General features: G+C 59.3%; 19 protein-coding genes and 1 pseudogene. 5 read left to right on the top strand and 15 right to left on the bottom strand.

Annotated elements, in window-relative coordinates:
- Positions 1 to 157: 157 nt before the first annotated feature.
- Positions 158 to 478, bottom strand: coding sequence for an antibiotic biosynthesis monooxygenase (locus DK871_RS26405; RefSeq protein ID WP_161907218.1), 321 nt, complete (start codon positions 476 to 478; stop codon positions 158 to 160).
- On the bottom strand, positions 475 to 834 hold the full coding sequence (locus DK871_RS26400; protein ID WP_161907217.1) for a hypothetical protein: 360 nt from the start codon (positions 832 to 834) through the stop codon (positions 475 to 477). Before DK871_RS26400 ends, DK871_RS26405 begins: the two co-directional genes overlap by 4 nt.
- Positions 835 to 914: 80 nt before the next feature.
- On the opposite strand from DK871_RS26400, the gene DK871_RS26395 reads away from it, so the two are divergent.
- Positions 915 to 1799: a LysR family transcriptional regulator gene (locus DK871_RS26395; RefSeq protein ID WP_161907216.1), complete on the top strand. Its 885-nt coding sequence runs from the start codon at positions 915 to 917 to the stop codon at positions 1797 to 1799.
- Between the two features lie 25 nt (positions 1800 to 1824).
- Here the strand turns inward: DK871_RS26395 and DK871_RS26390 are convergent, their stop codons facing one another.
- The 3 genes from DK871_RS26390 to DK871_RS26380 all read right to left on the bottom strand — a co-directional run bounded on the left by DK871_RS26390 (position 1825) and on the right by DK871_RS26380 (position 5282).
- Positions 1825 to 3144, bottom strand: a complete 1320-nt coding sequence (locus DK871_RS26390) for a PAS domain-containing methyl-accepting chemotaxis protein (RefSeq protein WP_161907215.1) — start codon at positions 3142 to 3144, stop codon at positions 1825 to 1827.
- A 262-nt stretch (positions 3145 to 3406) separates the two neighbouring features.
- Positions 3407 to 4465 (bottom strand): diguanylate cyclase, encoded by a 1059-nt coding sequence (locus tag DK871_RS26385; RefSeq protein WP_161907214.1) that lies wholly within the window; start codon positions 4463 to 4465, stop codon positions 3407 to 3409.
- A 187-nt stretch (positions 4466 to 4652) separates the two neighbouring features.
- Entirely contained in the window at positions 4653 to 5282 is a 630-nt protein-coding gene (locus DK871_RS26380; RefSeq protein ID WP_056791598.1) for a TetR/AcrR family transcriptional regulator, read from the bottom strand.
- A 122-nt stretch (positions 5283 to 5404) separates the two neighbouring features.
- Between DK871_RS26380 and DK871_RS26375 the strand changes: the two genes are divergently transcribed.
- The 3 genes from DK871_RS26375 to DK871_RS26365 all read left to right on the top strand — a co-directional run bounded on the left by DK871_RS26375 (position 5405) and on the right by DK871_RS26365 (position 8945).
- Positions 5405 to 6463, top strand: a complete 1059-nt coding sequence (locus tag DK871_RS26375) for an MBL fold metallo-hydrolase (protein ID WP_161907213.1) — start codon at positions 5405 to 5407, stop codon at positions 6461 to 6463.
- Between the two features lie 146 nt (positions 6464 to 6609).
- Entirely contained in the window at positions 6610 to 7266 is a 657-nt protein-coding gene (locus tag DK871_RS26370; RefSeq protein ID WP_256677531.1) for a hypothetical protein, read from the top strand.
- Positions 7267 to 7409: 143 nt separating this feature from the next.
- Entirely contained in the window at positions 7410 to 8945 is a 1536-nt protein-coding gene (locus tag DK871_RS26365) for an amidase family protein (protein ID WP_256677530.1), read from the top strand.
- Between the two features lie 7 nt (positions 8946 to 8952).
- On the opposite strand, the gene DK871_RS26360 is transcribed toward DK871_RS26365, so the two are convergent.
- The 7 genes from DK871_RS26360 to argH all read right to left on the bottom strand — a co-directional run bounded on the left by DK871_RS26360 (position 8953) and on the right by argH (position 15830).
- A complete protein-coding gene (locus DK871_RS26360) occupies positions 8953 to 9309 on the bottom strand; it encodes a helix-turn-helix transcriptional regulator (protein ID WP_056791609.1) in 357 nt (118 codons plus the stop codon).
- A gap of 90 nt (positions 9310 to 9399) precedes the next feature.
- Positions 9400 to 10350 (bottom strand): hypothetical protein, encoded by a 951-nt coding sequence (locus tag DK871_RS26355; RefSeq protein ID WP_161907212.1) that lies wholly within the window; start codon positions 10348 to 10350, stop codon positions 9400 to 9402.
- A gap of 54 nt (positions 10351 to 10404) precedes the next feature.
- The gene (locus tag DK871_RS26350) at positions 10405 to 11574 is read right to left on the bottom strand and encodes an MFS transporter (RefSeq protein ID WP_161907211.1); all 1170 of its coding nucleotides are present in this window, start codon (positions 11572 to 11574) and stop codon (positions 10405 to 10407) included.
- 168 nt (positions 11575 to 11742) lie between these two features.
- Positions 11743 to 12564 (bottom strand): ABC transporter substrate-binding protein, encoded by an 822-nt coding sequence (locus tag DK871_RS26345; protein WP_161907210.1) that lies wholly within the window; start codon positions 12562 to 12564, stop codon positions 11743 to 11745.
- A gap of 25 nt (positions 12565 to 12589) precedes the next feature.
- Positions 12590 to 13354, bottom strand: coding sequence for an amino acid ABC transporter ATP-binding protein (locus DK871_RS26340; RefSeq protein ID WP_003193648.1), 765 nt, complete (start codon positions 13352 to 13354; stop codon positions 12590 to 12592).
- A 24-nt stretch (positions 13355 to 13378) separates the two neighbouring features.
- Positions 13379 to 14257 carry an amino acid ABC transporter permease gene (locus DK871_RS26335; protein ID WP_024077022.1) on the bottom strand — a complete coding sequence of 293 codons (879 nt, stop codon included), beginning with the start codon at positions 14255 to 14257 and terminating at the stop codon, positions 13379 to 13381.
- Between the two features lie 145 nt (positions 14258 to 14402).
- A complete protein-coding gene (argH, locus tag DK871_RS26330; RefSeq protein WP_161907209.1) occupies positions 14403 to 15830 on the bottom strand; it encodes an argininosuccinate lyase in 1428 nt (475 codons plus the stop codon).
- A 193-nt stretch (positions 15831 to 16023) separates the two neighbouring features.
- Between argH and DK871_RS26325 the strand changes: the two genes are divergently transcribed.
- Entirely contained in the window at positions 16024 to 16983 is a 960-nt protein-coding gene (locus DK871_RS26325) for a LysR family transcriptional regulator (protein ID WP_161907208.1), read from the top strand.
- A 92-nt stretch (positions 16984 to 17075) separates the two neighbouring features.
- Here the strand turns inward: DK871_RS26325 and DK871_RS26320 are convergent, their stop codons facing one another.
- The 3 genes and pseudogenes from DK871_RS26320 to DK871_RS26310 all read right to left on the bottom strand — a co-directional run.
- Positions 17076 to 17723 carry an HAD-IB family hydrolase gene (locus DK871_RS26320; protein WP_032895626.1) on the bottom strand — a complete coding sequence of 216 codons (648 nt, stop codon included), beginning with the start codon at positions 17721 to 17723 and terminating at the stop codon, positions 17076 to 17078.
- A 72-nt stretch (positions 17724 to 17795) separates the two neighbouring features.
- Positions 17796 to 17969, bottom strand: a pseudogene (locus DK871_RS26315) (HNH endonuclease); the annotation flags it as partial.
- A gap of 67 nt (positions 17970 to 18036) precedes the next feature.
- Positions 18037 to 18801: ribonucleotide-diphosphate reductase subunit beta (locus DK871_RS26310; RefSeq protein ID WP_161905332.1), on the bottom strand; the 765-nt coding region annotated here is incomplete at its 5' end.

The following is an 18801-nucleotide window of genomic DNA, read 5'->3' as shown; positions in this document are numbered from 1 at the left end:
GCCAGCGTGGTTTAACGGGGCGCCTAAGATCAAGATCAAAAGCAGATCAAGAGCGGCTCGCTTCGCATCGTGGTTACCGTCTGCTACTACAGCCGACAAAGTTGTGTAGAACCTATGGCTATCGCAGGCAAGCCAGCTCCCACAAGGGTTCGGTGTTTCAAGTGGGGAAGGTGTAGGCCCCCTCTACCTTGCATACCCGCGTGTGAAACGCTGCATACCAAGTGGCCCGCCCTTGCTCACGCACCTGCCGATGCTCGGCCTGCTGTTTCCAGGCCAGGATCGCCGCCTCGCTGGTCCAGTAGGACACGGTGATCCCCAGCCCATCCTCCCGCGCCGATTCCACTCCAAGAAACCCCGGTTGTTGCCTGGCCAGTTCCAGCATGCGTGAGGCGGCTTCGCCATAACCCTGATCGCTATCGGTACGCAGCGAGCTGAAAATCACCGCGTAATACGGTGGGGCGGGTGTCTTGGCGATCATACCGATACCTCCTGGCAGGCCTTGAGCAGCGCGATCGCCAGCGGCGGCGTGATGCCTTTGAGCGCGGCGCGTTCGGGCTGGAACAGGGTGGCGACGAAGAACGGGTGATCAAGCAGTTCCACCGCCCGCAGGGCACCGTCGATATCGCGATAGGGGCTGCCGGGCACGCACCAGAAGCCGTCAAAGTCGTGCAGGGCAGAAGTGCAGGTGAGGGTGTCGGTGGCCAGCCATTGCACTTTGACGCTCAGGCCCAGAGCGTCGGCGGCCTGTTGCAGGGCCACGGGAATGGCCTGGTGGGCGGTTACATCGGTGTTGTAGTCACCGATCAGGGCAAGGTGCAGCGCGGGCGTTGGCATCGTGTACGTCCCATGGCTTGTGGTGGGTTGATACCCACTATAGATTGGCGCTCACGCAATCAATATTGGCGTTTGCCCATATGCTCAATGCAGCCACGCACTATCAAATCGACTACGCCGACCTGTCATTGATCCTGGCCCTGGTGCGCGGCGGCACGCTGGCGCGGGCGGCGGCGTTGCTGCGGGTGGATGTGTCCACGGTGTTCCGTGCGGTGCGGCGGCTGGAGGCGGCGCTGGGCCAGACCCTGTTTGAAAAAAGCCGTGCCGGTTATTTGCCCACCAGCCTGGCGAGCAACCTGGCACAACAGGCCGAGTGTGCCGAGCAGGCCCTGGAGGCGGCGCGCATTGGCGTGGAGCAGGGCGGTGAAGTGATCAGCGGCACTGTGCGCCTGACCTGCACCGACTCGGTGTTGCAAGGCTTGCTGTTACCGGCCCTCGCGCAGTTCATGCCGGCCTACCCGGCGTTGACCCTGGAGCTGAGCACTTCCAATGACTTCGCCAACCTCAGCCGCCGCGATGCGGATATCGCCCTTCGCCTGACCAAGGCACCGCCAGCGCATCTTGTCGGACGCTGCCTGGGGGCGGTGACCTATCAGGTGTGTGCCAGTGCCGACTATGCGCGCCAGCACCCAGGCCATGACTGGGCCGACCTGGCCTGGATCGCGCCAGATGACTTTTTACCCGATCACCCCACCGTCATCTCGCGTCGTGAACATTTGCCGGGCGTGCGTCCCCGTTATCGGTGCAACAGCATGCAGTCGGTGACCGAATTAGTGCGAGCGGGGTTGGGCGTGGCGGCGCTGCCGGATTTTCTCATGGGCGATGGCCTGCAACCGATGGGCCCTGCGCTGGCAGGGCACGATACGGCGCTATGGTTGTTGACGCGGCCTGATTGCCGGGCGTTGCGCTCGGTGGTGACGCTGTTTGATGAGCTGGGGCGGCATGTGCGCTGGCTGCGAAGTTAGCCTCCAGACAGCCAGCGCCAATGGGTCAGCGATTACCTCGCTCGTTCGCAAACGCGCTCACCGCCTGTACCGCCTCGCCGGTGCCTTCGCGAATTTGCAGGATCACCGTGCCAGCCTGGTTGGCCAGTTCCACACCCTGGGCGGCGCGGTCGCGGGTGGCGTCCATGCTGTCGATGGCTTGGCGGGTTTCGTCCTGGATCATGGCGATCATGCCGGAGATTTCCGCGGTGGAGCCGCTGGTGCGCGCCGCCAGTTGCCGCACTTCATCGGCCACCACGGCAAAGCCACGGCCCTGCTCGCCGGCGCGAGCGGCTTCGATGGCGGCGTTGAGGGCCAGCAGGTTGGTCTGGTCGGCAATGCCGCGAATGGTGTTGACGATGGCGGTGATTTGTTGCGAGCGCTCGCCCAGTTTGGCGATCAGTTGCGAAGAGGCGTCGATATCCACGGCGATTTCGCGCATGCCGCTGGCGGTTTTCTGAATCACCTCGGCGCCTTTTTCCGCCATCTCCTGGGTGTTCAACGACAGGTGATAAGCCTGGGCGGCGCTCTGTGCGTCAGCGGCATGCTGTAGCACGCGGGCGGTGACGTCCGAGGCGAACTTCACCACTTTGCACAAGCGCCCGCTGGCGTCGTACACCGGGTTGTAGTTGGCTTCCAGCCACACGACTTGGCCGTGTTTATCCACCCGCTCGAACTGGCCATTGAACAGCTCGCCCTGGTTCAAGCGCTTCCAGAACTCGCTGTAGGCCGCACTGTTGGCCAGCTCGGGCGTGCAGAACAGGCGATGATGCTTGCCCTGGATCTGCGCCAGGCTGTAGCCCATGCGCTGTAGGAAATTGCTGTTGGCGGTGATGATGGTGCCGTCGAGGTTGAACTCGATCATCGCCATGGCGCGGTCGATGGCTTCGAGCTTGGCGTTGGCTTCGCTTTCGGCCTGCAGGCGTGGGGTGACGTCCATGGCGTATTTCACCACTTTGATCACGTTCCCCGCTTCATCCCGTACCGGGTTATAGCTGGCTTCCAGCCACACCGAGGCGCCGTTGGCGCCTACTCGTTCAAAGGTGCCCGACTGGAATTGGCCGTTGCGCAGGTGCGTCCACAGCTGGTTGTAGTCCGCGCTGCGGGCGAACGCCGGGGTGCAGAACATCCGGTGGGGCTGGCCCAGGATCTGTTCGGCGCGGTAGCCCATGGTCTTGATGAAGTTGTCGTTGGCGCGCAGCACGGTGCCTTGCAGGTCGAATTCGATCACGGCCATGGAGCGCTCAATGGCGTCCAGCAGGCTGGTCTGTTGGGCAAGGCTGTGTTGCAGGGTACTGATGGTTTTCTTGTGAGCGTGAAATAGCATGGTGGAGAGCTCGGGCATGCAAGCGTATGCGGGGTCCATGTATTTGCGCCTGACCCCGTAGGGCCCCTGGCCTTACGGTTGACTTGCTCATTGCCAGCTTCCTGATGCTGACAGAGGGGGTGGAACAACGGTCTCAGAGTGATCAATCGGCCTGGAAGTTCGCCCATCAGGCAGGACTATTTTGGCCAGGCGACCAATGGCGGCATTATGCTATTGCAGCAGGTGGACGGAGCAAGATTCGGACGAGGTGTCATCAGACAACTCAGGCTGAATGAACGGCCGTGCATTCGCTGATCTTGACGCGGTTGCGGCCGCTGTTTTTGGCGGTGTACAACGCGCGATCCGCCGCATCGAGCCACATGACCGCGTCCTTGAACGACGGGTGGAAATCCGCCAGGCCAATGCTCAGGCTGACGCGCAGGTCGGCGATTTGCGCATGACGATAGCCGCTGAAGGTTTCGCGTAGATGCTCCATCACCTGCGCAGCGGCGTGCAGGGGCATTTTCGGCAAAATCACACAGAACTCATCGCCGCCGTAGCGGCCGGCCAGGTCTTCTTCGCGCAAGTGTTCGCGCAGTGCCTGGCTCAACTGGCGCAGAACTGCGTCACCGACGGTATGGCCATGCACGTCATTGATGTGCTTGAAGTGGTCGATATCGATCAAGGCAATGGTCGCTTGGCCTTGTTGCTGCTGGCACTTGTGAAACTTGAGGTTGAGCAGGTCTTTCCACGAACCATGGTTGAGCAGGCCGGTAAGGCTGTCGACGCGGCTCAGGGCGCTGAGGGCGCGTTTGTGTTCCGACAGTTTGATCGCCAACTGGTAACAGACCATGCCGATGGCCATCGGGTAGAGCGTCAGCATCGGCAGGCAGCTGTAGACCTCGGTGAGGCTGACGCTGGGGTCGAACTTGACGCCGAACAGGCCCCAGGCCACCGCGATACCGGCCGCCTGTGCCAGCAAGCCGCGCAGTAACAGGCGTTTGCCACCGGCTGCGACGTTGTTCATGGCCATCATCGACAGAATGGTCACCGCTGTCAGTGGCGAAAACTGAGTGGCTGCGACCCAGAATCCGCCTAGCACTGAGTCATACAGCAGGTTGCGTTGTTCGGCCTGGTAGGGAAACGGCGAGTGGGTGGAAATCAGGTACGCCACGTGCGGCCAGGCAATGCCGTTGAACAGCAGCAACGCCCAGACCCAGCCGGGCATCGACAAGGGATACAACGCGCCGATCACGCTGATGCTGCCGATACCCAGGCCGATAATCCTTGGCGTGTAGATTCGCCTGGCAAATGAAAGCCCTTTGCCTCGTCTGTTTTCCATAGTGTCCTGGGTCAACTTTTTTACAGGTGCAACAGCGTGGGGCCAACGGGCAGAGCCGGTGATCGAATAAGAAAGATGAATTGTCGATTATTCCCGCGGGAATAATCAGTGTCCTTCCAGGCCATTTGCGCAGAACAGAGGGTAAAAGCGCCAGAAACGACCTTAAATGTCGCGCCTGCAACAGGGCTTACTGGGGCGGGCGTTGCGTGCTGGCTTCGTAACCGGCGAGGAACAGGTCGATGGCTGATTCGATGACGTTGGCCTGGGCGGCAAGGTCAAGAGTGGGCTGGCCGAGGGTAATCTGCGGCCAGAATGCAAAGGCCTTGAGCAGGCTTTGGATCTGGTGGGCGGCGAACGCCGGGTCGGTGCAGGTGAGCCGGCCGTCTTCCTGGGCGGCACGTACCCATTGGGTAAAGCCTTCTTCCCGTGCGCTGAGGCGGTTGACCATGTCTTGCGCGCGCTCCGGCGAATGGATGGTGGCAGCAATGGCCACGCGTGCCAGGTCGAGGAAGTTGGCGTCCGACATCATCTGCATTTTCGCTTCCAGCAATGTGCGCAGTTGGTCGCGCAGGGGGCGGTCGCTGGTGTAGATCACGTCCAGTTGGGCAACGCTGCTGGCCCATAACTGGTGGAGGATCTCGGCAAACAGTTCTTCCTTGCTGGGGAAATGGTTGTACACCGTGCGCTTGGAAACGCCCGCAGTGGCGGCGATTTTGTCCATGCTGGTGACCTCGAAGCCGTTCTCGCGAAATTCGGCAATCGCCGCCGCCACGATGGCTTCGCGTTTACGCTCGGTGAGGCGTTTGGGGGCAGTCATGGAAGGCATTCGACTCAACAATGAAATTACACCGGGCAGTTTACTTGCTCCGGATTTTGTTGCAATCTAGAAACTACACTGTGCAGTGTAATACTTGAGCGGACCGCAGGAGTCACTTCGTCATGGCCACTATTTCAACCCGTCTCGACCCTGCGCCCTCGGCGCCCAAGCCTGCCGAGCAGGGCCTGGGGCACTTCAGCAACGACGCCCCGGTGCAACACGGTGGCTTGGGCAAGACCCTGCGTATTTTCTGGAACATGCTGTTCAACAAACCGCGCACCACCCGGCCGGTGGGGCAGATTCCGGTACAGCCACTGACCCGCGAGCAGTTATTGGCCGCACCTGATCACAGCGTGTATCGCCTGGGCCATTCAACCGTGCTGCTGAAAATGCGCGGTAAATTCTGGGTCACCGACCCGGTGTTTGCCGAGCGCGCCTCGCCATTGCGTTGGGCCGGCCCCAAGCGTTTTCACCAGCCGCCGATCAGCCTTGAAGAGCTGCCAGCGCTGGAAGCGGTGATCCTTTCCCACAATCATTACGACCATCTCGACCGCAAAGCGGTGGTCCAATTGGCCGAAAAGACCCGCTACTTCCTGGCGCCCCTGGGCGTGGGTGACACGCTGGTCAAATGGGGCGTAGACGCCAGCAAAGTCCGCCAGTTGGAGTGGTGGCAGGGTACCGAAGTCGATGGCGTTCGTTTTGTCTGCACGCCGGCCCAGCACTTTTCCGGGCGCGGCCTGTTTGATGGCAACCAGACCCTGTGGTGCTCCTGGGTGATGATCGACGACACACGACGTATTTTTTTCAGTGGCGACACCGGCTATTTCGACGGTTTCAAGCGCATCGGCGAGCAGTACGGGCCGTTTGACCTGACCCTGATGGAAACCGGCGCTTACAATGTCGATTGGCCCCAGGTGCACATGCAGCCGGAGCAGACACTGCAGGCGCATATTGACCTTAAAGGGCGCTGGCTGCTGCCGATTCACAATGGCACCTTCGACCTGGCCTTCCACGCCTGGCATGAGCCCTTCGACCGCATCATGGCCCTGGCCTGGGAGCGCAATGTCTCGATCACTACCCCGGCAATGGGCCAGGCATTTCGCTTGAACCAGCCCGAGCGTGGGCATGCGTGGTGGCTGGAAGTGGAGCCTCAACCGGTCAACGAACACGCAGCAGGCTGAGCCGAAAACCCGCTTGGAAAAGAGTTTTTCAGCGGATTTCAGCTCTGCGACAAACGCCAAATGAGAGTGCGATGATCCCGCGGGAATTTTATCTCCGGGAGGATGTTTCGATGGACAGCCACTGTAAGAAGCTTTGGAGAATAGGGTTGCCTTGTGCCCCAGCCCAGCCACTGCCCGCGCCAATAAACGCCGCCGACGTGCCCGCTTCACCATCCCATGCAGCACCCACTTCTATTGTCTTTGGCGCCGAACAGGCTGCGGGCGCCACGCTCGTCCCTGGTTATAGCGCCCTGGCGCCCCATATACGGCCAGTGCGTGACCCCGCGCTATCACTTGTCGCCATCAGCGGCGTGGACCCTACCGAACCGGTGATGGTCGAAGTACCGCTAGTATTGAATAACACCACCTTCACCGCCACGCAGGCGTTGACGGGCTATCGGATCGGCTATGCCGAGCGCTATGTGCAGGGCAATCAGATTGAAGCGGTTGAGCGCAGTGCAGCTTTGCACCGGGTCTTCGACACCCTGCGTCACGCCGGTGTGCAATGGGTAGCGATGGACATGCAGCGCAGTGGCGACAGTCAGCAGGCCTGTCGTGAAATCGATGAACTGGTGGCAGGTCTTCGCCTGGATGCCCTGGTGTCGGAGGATCCCCAAGCCGCCTTTCATCATGCCTTAAGAAGCGGATACCCCTCTGTGTGTGAAACTCTGGAGGATGGCTCACGAGTCTGGTTTTACGGTGCGCGCTGGGCAGGTGATGGTTTGGCGGCACTGGTGCGCGCTTACCGCCAGCTTCGGCCATAGACGGTATAGGTGCCTACACCAGGCTGGGAAGGGTAGGACGCGGTGGCAGGATTCGCCTGAAATAACGGTGGGGTGTCGGCTCTTAGACTGGTGCGGTGTTATCGGCAGATAGCGCTCACACTCAGTCAAACAGAGGGCACTTCATGATCGGACCAGTTTCGGCAGGTGGATGGGCAACAGGCCTGCTTCAGGAGCTTTCAAACCCTGTGCAAGGCTTCAAAAGTGCCTGCCAGATGTCAGTGGAGATGGCCCAAGGAGGCGGTGTCACCTCAGAGTCACTGTTGAAGGACTCGCTCAAGCAAATTGCCAATATTGATCGCGGGCTACAGGGCGGTAATGCATTCTTGGAAACCAACCCGGATGCCCTCAGTGAAGCGAAGGCCCGCGATAAGGAGCGTGCCGATGGCCGTGTGCGCGGGCATTTGCATGGCGTGCCGATAGCGCTGAAGGATGTCTTTGAAACCAACGACCGCATGCAGACCAGCGCAGGTTCAAAGGCCTTGGTGGGCGCGCCGGCCACTAAAAACGCCAAGGTCGTCGACAATTTGCTGAAAGCCGGAGTGGTGATTGTAGGCAAAACCAATATGAGTGAGCTGTCCAACTTTCGCTCACTATCACCTGCCGATGGCTGGAGTTCCCGAGGTGGCCAGACGTTGAACCCTCATCGACTCGGAGGGCCAGTGGCGGGCTCGAGTTCAGGCTCGGCGGTGGCGGTGGCCCAGGGGCATGTGCCGGTGGCGTTAGGGCTGGAAACCAACGGATCGATCATCAGCCCCGCAGCCTACAACGGTGTGTTTGGGCTGAAAACGACGGTGGGCCTGGTCAGCACCGAAGGCGTCATGACTAGCACCCGCATGGATGCGGTGGGGACCTTCACCCGCAATATCTGTGATGCGGCACAAGCGCTTAACGTAATGACCGAGACCACTGTCTACACCAAAGGCCTGCGCTCCGATGCCTTGAAGGGCAAGCGAATTGGCTACACCCCTTTACCTGAGCTGTCCGCTGAGGAGGCCAAGGACCCTGCCAAGCGGGCAGACCGCAAGCACTATGAGGCGGCGCTGGAAGTGATGAAGGCCCAGGGGGCGATTTTGGTGCCGATGGAGCGGTTGGATGCTGGCGTCCCCGAGGAAGCCTATGAGGGTTATAACGAGGCACTGTTCTGGGAGGTCAAGCATCAACTGGAAGACTATTTGGCTGGGCGAGAAGGTTTGCCGGTCAAGTCACTTTCTGAGCTGATTGCTTTTATCAAACGCACACAGAAACCTGGTGAGCCTGACCAGAAACTGCTGGAAATGATCAATGACCTGGAGACCACCCCGGAAAAACGCGACGCGTTGTGGGAAGCGATTCTTCCTGTATTTCAGAAAACCATTGATGACCCCATAAAGGAGCACAAGCTCGACGCCATGGTGTCGAACTTTCTGTCCCACAATTATTTTTACAGTGCGGCGGCCGGGTGCCCAGGTATATCCGTTCCGTCAGGCATGGACGAGGAAGGCATGCCCACGGCACTTTACGTGTATGGCTGCGGCAACAGTGAAGCCACTTTGCTGGCAGTCGCGTATGGTTATGAACACGCCTCGCAGGCCATTCAAAAACCGGCTTTTCTCCCGGGTATTCCTTCTACGCAAACACCAGCCAGTCCAGATAAAACGGTTGAGGCCACCAACGGCTGAATTTGAGTCAGCCTCTGCTGGTTGCCACGGTTGAACCCATCAATTGAGAGATGAGGCCTTGCACAGAAGGTTGCGCCGCCGGGGTATCAAACCGGCGCGCACTCATCCCCCACCCCGGTGCAAACCCCGGGAAAAACACCAGCCCTTCGGCCTCCAGGCGAAACGCCAGGATCAAACGGGTTTCATCGTCCACGTCGCCGTGGCCTTCCAATTGCTCAATTGCTTGCACCGCCACGCCAGCCTGGCGAGCCAGCTCTTCGCGGCTCCAGCCCAGCATGACGCGCGCCTGCGCGCAGTGTTTGGCGGTGAATTGATGCAGGACGATCTGTTGTTCTACGAAAGAACTCATTGCCAGAGAGGACATGGGGTTTCTCCAGGTTCGACAGGGGAGGCGTAACTATACTGTGTTTTTGTACAGTTGTTTCTACCGCTCATCCACTGGCGTTGCAACCCCTTATGATTCCAGCCCTGGCGCCTCACGAATAATCAGGTGGTCCAGGTTCTCGATGCTGGCGCTGAATACCCCGAACGTTTGCTCGGGGTTTTTCTTACTGGGCACCTGCATAAGCTGCGGTGTGACCCCATAGAAAAAGCAATACAGCGGCCGTTCACTGCTGGCCGCTGCCTTGATCTGTTCCAGGAATGCCGTGCGCTTGCGGTAGTTTTCGATGAGCTTTTTGCTCAGGTAGACGTTCACCGAATAAGGCTTTTTGTCGAGCCACACCTTCCTTTCGAAGTCGATGCGAAAGCTGCTGGTGTAGTCCTTGATAGCCTTGATCTTGCCCCAGTAAATCAAACCCTGGTTGTCTTGCAGGTATTCGATCTTCTTGAAGAATGCCCAGTAAGTCGCCGTGTGCTCACCGATCTTCAAGGGCATGGCCTTGAGCTTGTCCTTGTCATCGATGTTGGACACGTAGCACTCCACCGGGTGTGCGAACACGCTGGTTTTGTCTGGGGTTGTGTCACTGTTGCCAGAGGAACTCGTAGCGCGGTGTGCAGACGCTTTCGTCGGTTCCTGCAGGGCGCTTGCGTCGTTGCCGATTACCGGCGTTTTAGGCTCGTACAGTCGCCGCGTCAGCACAAATTCCGATGGGAAATTTTCCTCACGCTCGTCATCACTTTCACCCGTCGCCGATTTATGGCTGCCGGCATAGCGGCAGCCCTCGATATGCCGAGTGCCGGGTTTGTTCTTGAAGTGCGGCGTGCGCTGGTAGTTGACGTTCTTGGCGTTGAAGGTGCTCAACGCATTGGCGCTATCGAACGCCGCGCGGCAGGCGTCGTTGGGGCACAGGAAGCTGTCCTTATCGGAGTCGAAGGCGGTGGTTTCGTCGAAATTCAGGTCTCGCACGTCGTAGATCGACACCTTGTCGTCGAGACTCAGGCTGTAGGCCGTGTCGAATTTCATGGGGCTCGGGTCCGTCAGAGGTTTGGCTATTAATAGCCGGATCTTGCGTAAATATCAGCAAGAACCTGCCACGCGTCGCCCGCTCAAGAAACACAGGGTGCCGCCTATGGCAGTAAGGGCGGCCAGGGCAAAGAACATGCTGGTGGGTGCCGCGTTGATCAGCAGGTAGCCGCAAATCACCGGGCTCATGGCCCCGCCAAACGCGGCCAGGTTCTGGGCACCGTAGTAACTGCCCCGTAGTGCATCCGGCGCAATGGTGTCGATAAACAGAAATTCCGAGGGGTAGATGATCATCTCGCCCAAGGTGAACACGAACATCGCCAGGCACCAGCTCAGCAGACTGTTCGCCTGGCTGAAGCCGACCAATCCGGCAATAAACAATAAGGTACCCAGCACGATCCAATGGCGCAGTTGCTCGCGCTTGAGGAATCGACCGATTTGGTACTGCATCAAAATCACGGTGATCGCGTTACAGGCCAGCACCGCCGACAGAATTTTCAGTGCCTGGTCGGGTGTGTAGGCCACTAGCAAAAACTGCGACAGATACAGGGTGTAACGCCCGTGGACGATGGTGCTCAACAGGCTGCCGCTGGTGAACAGGATCAACGTGCGGTCGTTGCGCAAGGTGCGCAGGGTGCTGAGAAAACTCTGGGGTTTATGACTGTCGTCCCGTTGAGTCGGCGCAATACCGATCATCAGGAACAGGCTGCCAAAGGCAATGGCACTGGCAATCAGGAACGGCGCCCACGGCAGTTGGCCAGCAATCAATACGCCCAACATCGGGCCGGTCGCATAGCCCACATTGGTCAGAGTGTAGCGCAGGGAAAACACCTTGGCGCGCTCACCCACCGGTAGGTTCTCGCTGATGATCGCCTTGGAGCCGATCAGGAACAGCGCCGACGCGGCCTCAGTGATGATCAGGGTCAGGGTGGTGAGGTAGAGGTTGCTGGCAAAGGTCAGCAACAAAAAACCGATGGAGCTGGAGAGCATGGCCAGGATCAGCAGCTTGCGCTTTTCCAGGCGGTCGATGATGTAGCCGCCGTACAACCCCAGGAGCGTGGCGATGAACACCGCGATCCCCATCAGCAGGCCGATGTCCTGCTGGTTGAGGCCCAGGCGTGTGCTCAGCCAGAGGGCCAGCAACGGGCTGGTCATGGCGCGGCTGACCACGATGGTCACCGAGCAGATCATCAGGCGACGGATTACCAGGGAGTAGGTGGCCACGGTGGGGTAGGGATCCTTGTTATACCTTCACGACAACACAACTTAAATGTGAACACCGATCCAATGTGGGAGCTGGCTTGCCTGCGATAGCGGTGGGCCAGTTTGCATCGTCATTGGCTGATCTACCGCTATCGCAGGCAAGCCAGCTCCCACAGGGTTTTGCAGTGTTTACTGGCCTGCGTTTATGCTGATTTTTTCGACCGCACCTTGTTCCAGATCCCACTTCTTCAGGATCTTGCCGTAGGTCCCATCATCAATCATGCCCTGCAAGGCCTCACTGATCGCCGTGACCAACTCGGTATTGCTCTTCTCAATCCCAAGCCCGGTGAACTGCTTGGAAATCGCCAGGCCCACCGGCTTGTACTTGCCCTTGTCCAGCGACATCAAATAAGGAATGGTCTCGCTGCCCTGCATCGCCGCATCCAGGCGGTTCTGCTGCAACTGCGCCCGGGCATCCGCCGAACCTTCGGTGCCGATCACCACGATTGCCGGCTTACCCGCCGCTTCGCAGTTTGCCTTGCTCCACGCGGTAATTTCCGACGGCCAGGTGGTGCGGCGGCTAGTGCCGACTTTTTTACCGCACAGGTCGGTCAATTCCTTGATCTCTTCACGCTTGGCCAGGGTGTACAACTGTGGGCCGCTGGTGAAGTAGTCGACGAAGGTCACGGCCTTCTGGCGCTCGGCGGTGTCGCTCATGCCTGACAGCACGATGTCCACACGCTTGGTGGTCAAGCCGCTGAGCATCTGCTCGAAACCGGTTTCCTGCCATTTGATCTTCACGCCCAGTCGCTCGGCGAGGGCGTTGCCCAGGTCGAAGTCAAAACCAGTGAGCTTGTTGGTGGCCGGGTCCTTGAAGTCCATCGGCGGGTAGTTCGGCACGATGGCCGCGCTGATCTCACCCTTGTCCTTGATGGCTTGCGGCAAGGCTGCCAATACACACGAGGAGGCCATCAGGCCTGCAAGCAAGGTTGGGATAAACATCTTTTTCATGGGGGCGTTCTCGTTAGTTTTTTAGTTAAGTGCGAACGGCAGAAATAAAGCTTTGGGTACGCGGGTTTTGTGGGCTTATTAGAATGTCTTCGGGGCTGCCGGCTTCCACAATCTGGCCGGCGTCCATAAACACCATGCGGTTGGACACTTCGCGAGCGAAGCCCAATTCATGGGTAACCACGATCATGGTCATGCCGGTGGTGGCCAAATCGCGCATCACCGACAGCACTTCGCCTACCAGCTCCGGGTCGAGGGCTGACGTGGGTTCGTCAAACAGCATCAACTTGGGGCGCATCGCCAAGGCCCGGGCGATGGCCACACGTTGTTGCTGGCCGCCGGACAATTCCACCGGGTAGGCATTGCGCTTGTCCGCCAGGCCAACGCGGGCCAGCAGTTCCAGCGCATCTTCGATGGCTTCCTTGGGCGAGCGCTTGAGCACCTGGCACGGGCCTTCGATGATGTTTTGCAACACGGTCATGTGCGGGAACAAATTGAATCGCTGGAACACCATGCCGGTGGCCAGGCGCTGGCGGGCGATCTGCGCTTCGTTCATCTCGTGCAGCTTGTTGCCGACCACCCGATAACCGACCAATTCGCCATCGACCCACAGGCCGCCTTTGTCGATTTTTTCCAGCTGGTTGACGCAACGCAGCAGGGTACTTTTACCCGAGCCGGACGGGCCGATGATGCACATCACCTCGCCTTGCTCGACCTCGATATTGATGTCACGCAGGGCGTGATACTGGTCGTAATACTTGTTCAGGTTGACGGCCTTGACGATGCTTCTCATGGGGCAAATCTCCTCAACCCAGATTTACGAACGCTTGCCGGCGCCGCGGGCAAAACGACGCTCGAGGCGGCTTTGACCAAATGAAAGAACAGTCACCACCGCCAGGTACCAGATGCCCGCCACAATCAGCAGCTCCATCACTCGGGCGTTGGCGTAGTAGATGTTTTGCGCGTTGTGCAGCAGCTCCGAGTACTGGATCACACTGGCCAGGCTGGTCATTTTCACCATGCTGATGAACTCGTTGCCGACCGGTGGGATGATCACGCGCATGGCCTGCGGCAGAATGATCCTGCGCAGCGCTTGCAGGCTCGGCATGCCGATGGACTTGGCCGCCTCGTACTGGCCGGTATCCACCGAGAGCAAACCGGCGCGCACCACCTCGGCGGTGTAGGCGCCCTGGTTGATGCTCAAGCCGAGCAGGGCGGCCACGAAGGGCGTCATCAGGTCGACGGTGTCGATGCTGAACAGGCCAGGAATTGCGATCACCGGGAAGATCAACGCCAGGTTGAACCACAGCAGCAGTTGCAAAATCAGCGGTGTACCGCGAAACAGCCAGGTGTAGGTGATGGCCACGTAACGCAGGATCGGGTTGGCCGACATGCGCATGATCGCGGTGATCACCCCGATCACCACGCCCAATGCCATCGCCAGGATCGACATGACGATGGTGTTCACCAGGCCCCAGATGATCGCCTCAGACGTAAGGAACTGGCCAATGTAGGACCATTCGATCTGGCCATTGGCAAACGCGCGCAACAGCGCCGCCAACACAATCACGATCAGGGTGGCAAAAAACATCCGCCCGTAATAGCGCCGCGGCACATGCTCGTACTGCGTGATATCGAACTGGTTCTCGGACAACTTGCGCTCGGCTTCCAAGCGCTCGGCCGGGGTTTGGTTCATGCTGCTACTCCAAATGCTGTACACAACCGCCCACTGTAGGAGCGAGCTTGCTCGCGAGAATCGTCAACGCTAACGCGGAAAACCTGAACCCCGCATTATTTTCGGGTTCTTCGCGAGCAAGCTCGCTCCTACACAGTGAGCACGTTCAAATTCTGAAACCGGTGTAGGTGTCGGCCCATTGCTGCTGAGCGACCAGTGCAGTTTTCAACCGCCCAATCTGCTCATTCACCCGCTCCGGCGCCGTCCCACCCCAGCCACTGCGCGCCGCAATCGCCGCCTCCAGGGTCAGGCAATCGCGCACGTCCGGGGTGAGTCGCCCATCCACCTCGGCCAACATCGCCGGCGAGGCTTGCCACAACTCAATCTCATGCTTCTCACAGGCTTGCACCAGCGCGCCGGTAATCTCATGGGCCTCTTTGAACGGCACGCCACGAGTAGCCAACCAATCCGCCACCTCAGTCGCCAAGGTAAAACCCATCGGCGCCTGGCGCCGTAGCTCCTCTACTTGCACCTTCATGGTCGCGACCATCCCGGCCATCGCCGGCAACACCAGCAGCAAGGTGTCCACGCTATCCAACACGCTGTGCTTGTCTTCACTCAAATCGCGGTTGTACGACAGTGGCAACGACTTGAGCGTCGACATCAGCCCGGTCAGATTGCCGATCAAACGCCCGGCCTTGCCCCGCGCCAGTTCGGCAATGTCCGGGTTCTTTTTCTGCGGCATGATCGAACTGCCAGTGGCGTAGGCATCGTCCAACACCACCCAGCGAAACTGGCGCGACGACCACAGGCAAAACTCCTCCGACAGTCGCGAAATATTCACCCCGAGCATGCCCGCCACAAACAGAAACTCCGCCACATGGTCACGGCTGGCGACAGCGTCGATGGAGTTTTCGCAGGGCCCGGTGTAGCCCATTTCCTTGGCCGAGTGCTCTGGTTGACGCGCTATCGCCGAACCTGCCATGGCGGCCGCGCCCAATGGCGACAGCGCCGTACGCGCATCCCAATCCACCAGGCGCTGCACATCGCGCAGCATCGACTGTGCGTGAGCCAGCAAGTGATGGGCGAACACAATGGGTTGCGCTTGCTGCAAATGGGTAAAGCCCGGGCAGATGCTCTCCACATGTTGCTCGGCCTGCTCGACCAGCGCCTGCTGCAAGCCCAACACCTCGGTGGCGATGGTGCGCGCATGGTCACGCAGGAACAGGCGCAGATCGTTGGCCGTCTGGTCATTGCGCGAGCGCCCGGCGCGCAACTTGCCGCCCAGGGCACCGAGGCGCTCGGTCAATACGCGTTCGATAAAGGTGTGTACGTCCTCATCATCCAGGGTGGGATGCAGGCGGCCGGCGGCGAAATCCTCACCGATACGGTCCAGGGCTTCGAGGGTGCTCAGGGTTTCTGACTCATCCAGCAAACCGGCGCGCTGCAACTCTCGGGCATGGGCGCGGGAGCCGGCCAGGTCGTAGGGCGTCAGGCGAAAATAACGCTCAGGGCAACGCGACAACGCGGCCAACGCCGCAGACGGACCGGTCTTGAAACGAGCGCCCCAAAGGCGGTCGGTGGGCTGGGACATGGGTATTCCTCACGCTTGTTTTTAGAAGAGTCGGAGGCAGTTTCAACATAAGTTTATCGGTGCAGAACCGGCATCTGACGCGCCGTATTCAAGGTTGCCAAGGGCGGATGTTTATGTTCATTATCGCCGCCTGGCTATGTTCAAGGATTGGGTTCAAGCCTGTTGAATATGGCACTCGAGGTCAACGCGCATTATGGAAACCCCACTTTCCACTTCTGGAAACCTGCCGCCAAAACCTGGCAGCCGAGCACCACTGCAACTGAGCGGGCTGGACTTCAAATTGCTGCGGGTATTTATGGCCGTGGTCGAAGCCGGCGGCTTCAGTGCTGCGCAAAATGAGCTGAACGTGGGCCTGGCGGCCATCAGCAAACAGATCTCCGACCTCGAGATTCGCATCGGCATGCGCCTGTGTACACGGGGCCGCGAAGGGTTCGGGCTGACCGAAGAAGGCAAGTTGGTGTATCAGGCATCCATCGAATTATTTACCTCGGTGGACAGTTTTCGCGACAAGCTTAGTTCGGCGCAGAACGAACTCATCGGCGACCTGAGTGTGGGCGTTATTGATAACACCGTCTCCGACGTTAATTCCCCACTGATTACCGCCCTGGGCAACTTACATCGCCAATCGCCAAAAATAAGATTGCGCCTACATGCCTCGCAACTGGACGAAGTTGAACGCGGCGTCGTGGAAGGGCGCCTGGTCGCCGGCATCGTCCCGGTGTACCAACGCCGTGAAGAATTCGATTACTTCCCACTCTACGAAGAAAAGGCCCACGCCTACTGCGCCGTAGGGCATCCACTGTTCACCGCCAGCGACATCACCCCCGACGCCCTTCGCCAATACGAAGTGGTGAACCATCGGTATGCGATCCATCGCGACAAGGCCCACTTCGTCAACCACGACAGCCAATCCGCCTCGGCCTCACAAGTGGAAGCCGTCGCCATCCTGATCCTGACTGGCCGCTTTTTGGGTTTTCTGCCGGAACACTACGCCACGCCACTGGTAAGGGAAGGGCGCCTGCGCGCACTGTGCCCGGAGCAGGTACAGCTGAGCACCGCGTTCAACCTGATCCTGCGTCACAACGCGCCGAGGAGCCCGATGGTAAAAGCCTTCGCCACAGCCTTGGGTGTAGACCTGAAGACGCCGGCCTAAGCCTCAACAAAGCTCAAATGTGGGAGCTGTCGGGCCCCAGCGAGGCTGCGAAGGGATCGCCTCGGTTCACCCGCCAACCCCACCCACACGCATCACCGCTGCAACCGAGCCCGCTTTTTCTTCTTCGCATGAAAATGCCGAAAATGCGCATCCTGCGCCGCCGCCAGCAACTCCCTGTCTCCACGCGTATCGCCCCAGGCCCTGAGCCGATATTCCCCCAGGTCCCCATACACCGCCTCAAGCCGCAGCACCTTGTTCTCACAACGGCAATTATTCCCGGTGAGCTTGCCGGTCAGCACCCCATCCACCACCTCAAGCTCAGTGCCGATCAAACGAATGCCAAGCCGGTCGGCAAACGGCTGCAACACCAACGCCGGCGACGCTGAACACAGCGTCACCACCGCCCCGGACTTCACCTCATCCGCCACCGACTGCAAACCGCTCGGGCGCATCAGCTTGCTCCAGCGCGCCTGGCAATATTCCTGCGCTTGCTGCTCAACCCAAGCCTTCTCCACCCCGGTCATGAAGGTGCGAATCAACTGCGCCTTCAACTCATCCCGGCTGATCTGCCGCACCAAAAACCGCAGCCCCGGCACCGCCAGCTTGACCATCCGGCCATAAAACTCACCGGTGCCAAAGGCAAACTTGAGGAAGGGCACGAAACTGTCGTGGTGGGTGAGGGTGCCGTCGAAGTCAAAGACGGAAAGTACTTTGGCGTCTGCGGGGCCGGCTTCGAGCATGTCTGGGTTCACGGGTTGGCCTCGGTTCTATCTAATAGTTTTCAAGCGGGCATCAGCTGTGACAGCAGGAGTCTACTCCCGTGCCAATCTCCCGGTCTTGGCGTAAAGCTCTGCGGTGAAAGCTTCCCGATCACTCGAGCGCTGACAACGCTGATGGCAATTGGGGCACAAGGCTACAGCATTGGGGATGCGATCCGAACCCTTCTGGGCCAGGTGCTTGACGTGATGTACTTCAAGAAATGGCAAATTACTTTGTCACGGCCGAAAAAAAAGCCCTGAACATGTCAGGGCTTCCTTTGGTGCTCAGTCTGGATCAATCCCAGCTCAACGCCCCACCCGTCTGGTATTCGATCACACGGGTCTCGAAGAAGTTTTTCTCTTTCTTCAAGTCCATGATCTCGCTCATCCACGGGAACGGGTTGGTGGTGCCTGGGTACTCTTCCTTCAAGCCGATCTGAGTCAAACGACGGTTAGCGATGAATTTCAAATAGTCTTCCATCATCGCCGCGTTCATGCCCAACACGCCGCGCGGCATGGTGTCGCGAGCGTATTCGATCTCCAGCTGCGTCCCCTGCAAAATCATCTGGGTCGCTTCTTCCTTCATCTCGGCATCCCACAGGTGTGGGTTTTCGATTTTGATCTGGTTGATCACGTCGATACCGAAGTTCAGGTGCATCGACTCATCGCGCAGGATGTACTGGAACTGTTCGGCCACGCCGGTCATTTTGTTGCGGCGGCCCATGGACAAAATCTGAGTGAAGCCGCAGTAGAAGAAGATGCCTTCCAGCACGCAGTAGTAAGCGACCAGGTTGCGCAGCAGTTCTTTGTCGGTGTCGACGGTGCCGGTTTCGAACTTCGGATCGGAGATCGAACGGGTGTACTTCAGGCCCCAGGCGGCCTTTTTGGCCACCGATGGAATCTCGTGGTACATGTTGAAGATCTCGCCTTCATCCATGGCCAGCGATTCGATGCAGTACTGGTAGGCGTGGGTGTGGATCGCTTCTTCGAAGGCCTGGCGCAGGATGTACTGGCGGCACTCCGGGTTGGTGATCAGGCGGTACACGGCCAGCACCAGGTT

The sequence above is a fragment of the Pseudomonas sp. L13 genome (genome assembly GCF_009935965.1).
Classification (GTDB): Bacteria; Pseudomonadota; Gammaproteobacteria; order Pseudomonadales; family Pseudomonadaceae; genus Aquipseudomonas; species Aquipseudomonas lactis.
This window is presented reverse-complemented; position numbering and strand designations above follow the sequence as displayed.

Bases quoted from the DNA above. Each gene is read 5' to 3' on its own strand.
- DK871_RS26405 (WP_161907218.1), bottom strand. From the start codon at position 478: ATGATCGCCAAGACACCCGCCCCACCGTATTACGCGGTGATTTTCAGC.
- DK871_RS26400 (WP_161907217.1), bottom strand. From the start codon at position 834: ATGCCAACGCCCGCGCTGCACCTTGCCCTGATCGGTGACTACAACACC.
- DK871_RS26395 (WP_161907216.1), top strand. From the start codon at position 915: ATGCTCAATGCAGCCACGCACTATCAAATCGACTACGCCGACCTGTCA.
- DK871_RS26390 (WP_161907215.1), bottom strand. From the start codon at position 3,144: ATGCTATTTCACGCTCACAAGAAAACCATCAGTACCCTGCAACACAGC.
- DK871_RS26385 (WP_161907214.1), bottom strand. From the start codon at position 4,465: ATGGAAAACAGACGAGGCAAAGGGCTTTCATTTGCCAGGCGAATCTAC.
- DK871_RS26380 (WP_056791598.1), bottom strand. From the start codon at position 5,282: ATGACTGCCCCCAAACGCCTCACCGAGCGTAAACGCGAAGCCATCGTG.
- DK871_RS26375 (WP_161907213.1), top strand. From the start codon at position 5,405: ATGGCCACTATTTCAACCCGTCTCGACCCTGCGCCCTCGGCGCCCAAG.
- DK871_RS26365 (WP_256677530.1), top strand. From the start codon at position 7,410: ATGATCGGACCAGTTTCGGCAGGTGGATGGGCAACAGGCCTGCTTCAG.
- DK871_RS26360 (WP_056791609.1), bottom strand. From the start codon at position 9,309: ATGTCCTCTCTGGCAATGAGTTCTTTCGTAGAACAACAGATCGTCCTG.
- DK871_RS26355 (WP_161907212.1), bottom strand. From the start codon at position 10,350: ATGAAATTCGACACGGCCTACAGCCTGAGTCTCGACGACAAGGTGTCG.
- DK871_RS26345 (WP_161907210.1), bottom strand. From the start codon at position 12,564: ATGAAAAAGATGTTTATCCCAACCTTGCTTGCAGGCCTGATGGCCTCC.
- DK871_RS26340 (WP_003193648.1), bottom strand. From the start codon at position 13,354: ATGAGAAGCATCGTCAAGGCCGTCAACCTGAACAAGTATTACGACCAG.
- DK871_RS26335 (WP_024077022.1), bottom strand. From the start codon at position 14,257: ATGAACCAAACCCCGGCCGAGCGCTTGGAAGCCGAGCGCAAGTTGTCC.
- argH (WP_161907209.1), bottom strand. From the start codon at position 15,830: ATGTCCCAGCCCACCGACCGCCTTTGGGGCGCTCGTTTCAAGACCGGT.
- DK871_RS26325 (WP_161907208.1), top strand. From the start codon at position 16,024: ATGGAAACCCCACTTTCCACTTCTGGAAACCTGCCGCCAAAACCTGGC.
- DK871_RS26320 (WP_032895626.1), bottom strand. From the start codon at position 17,723: ATGCTCGAAGCCGGCCCCGCAGACGCCAAAGTACTTTCCGTCTTTGAC.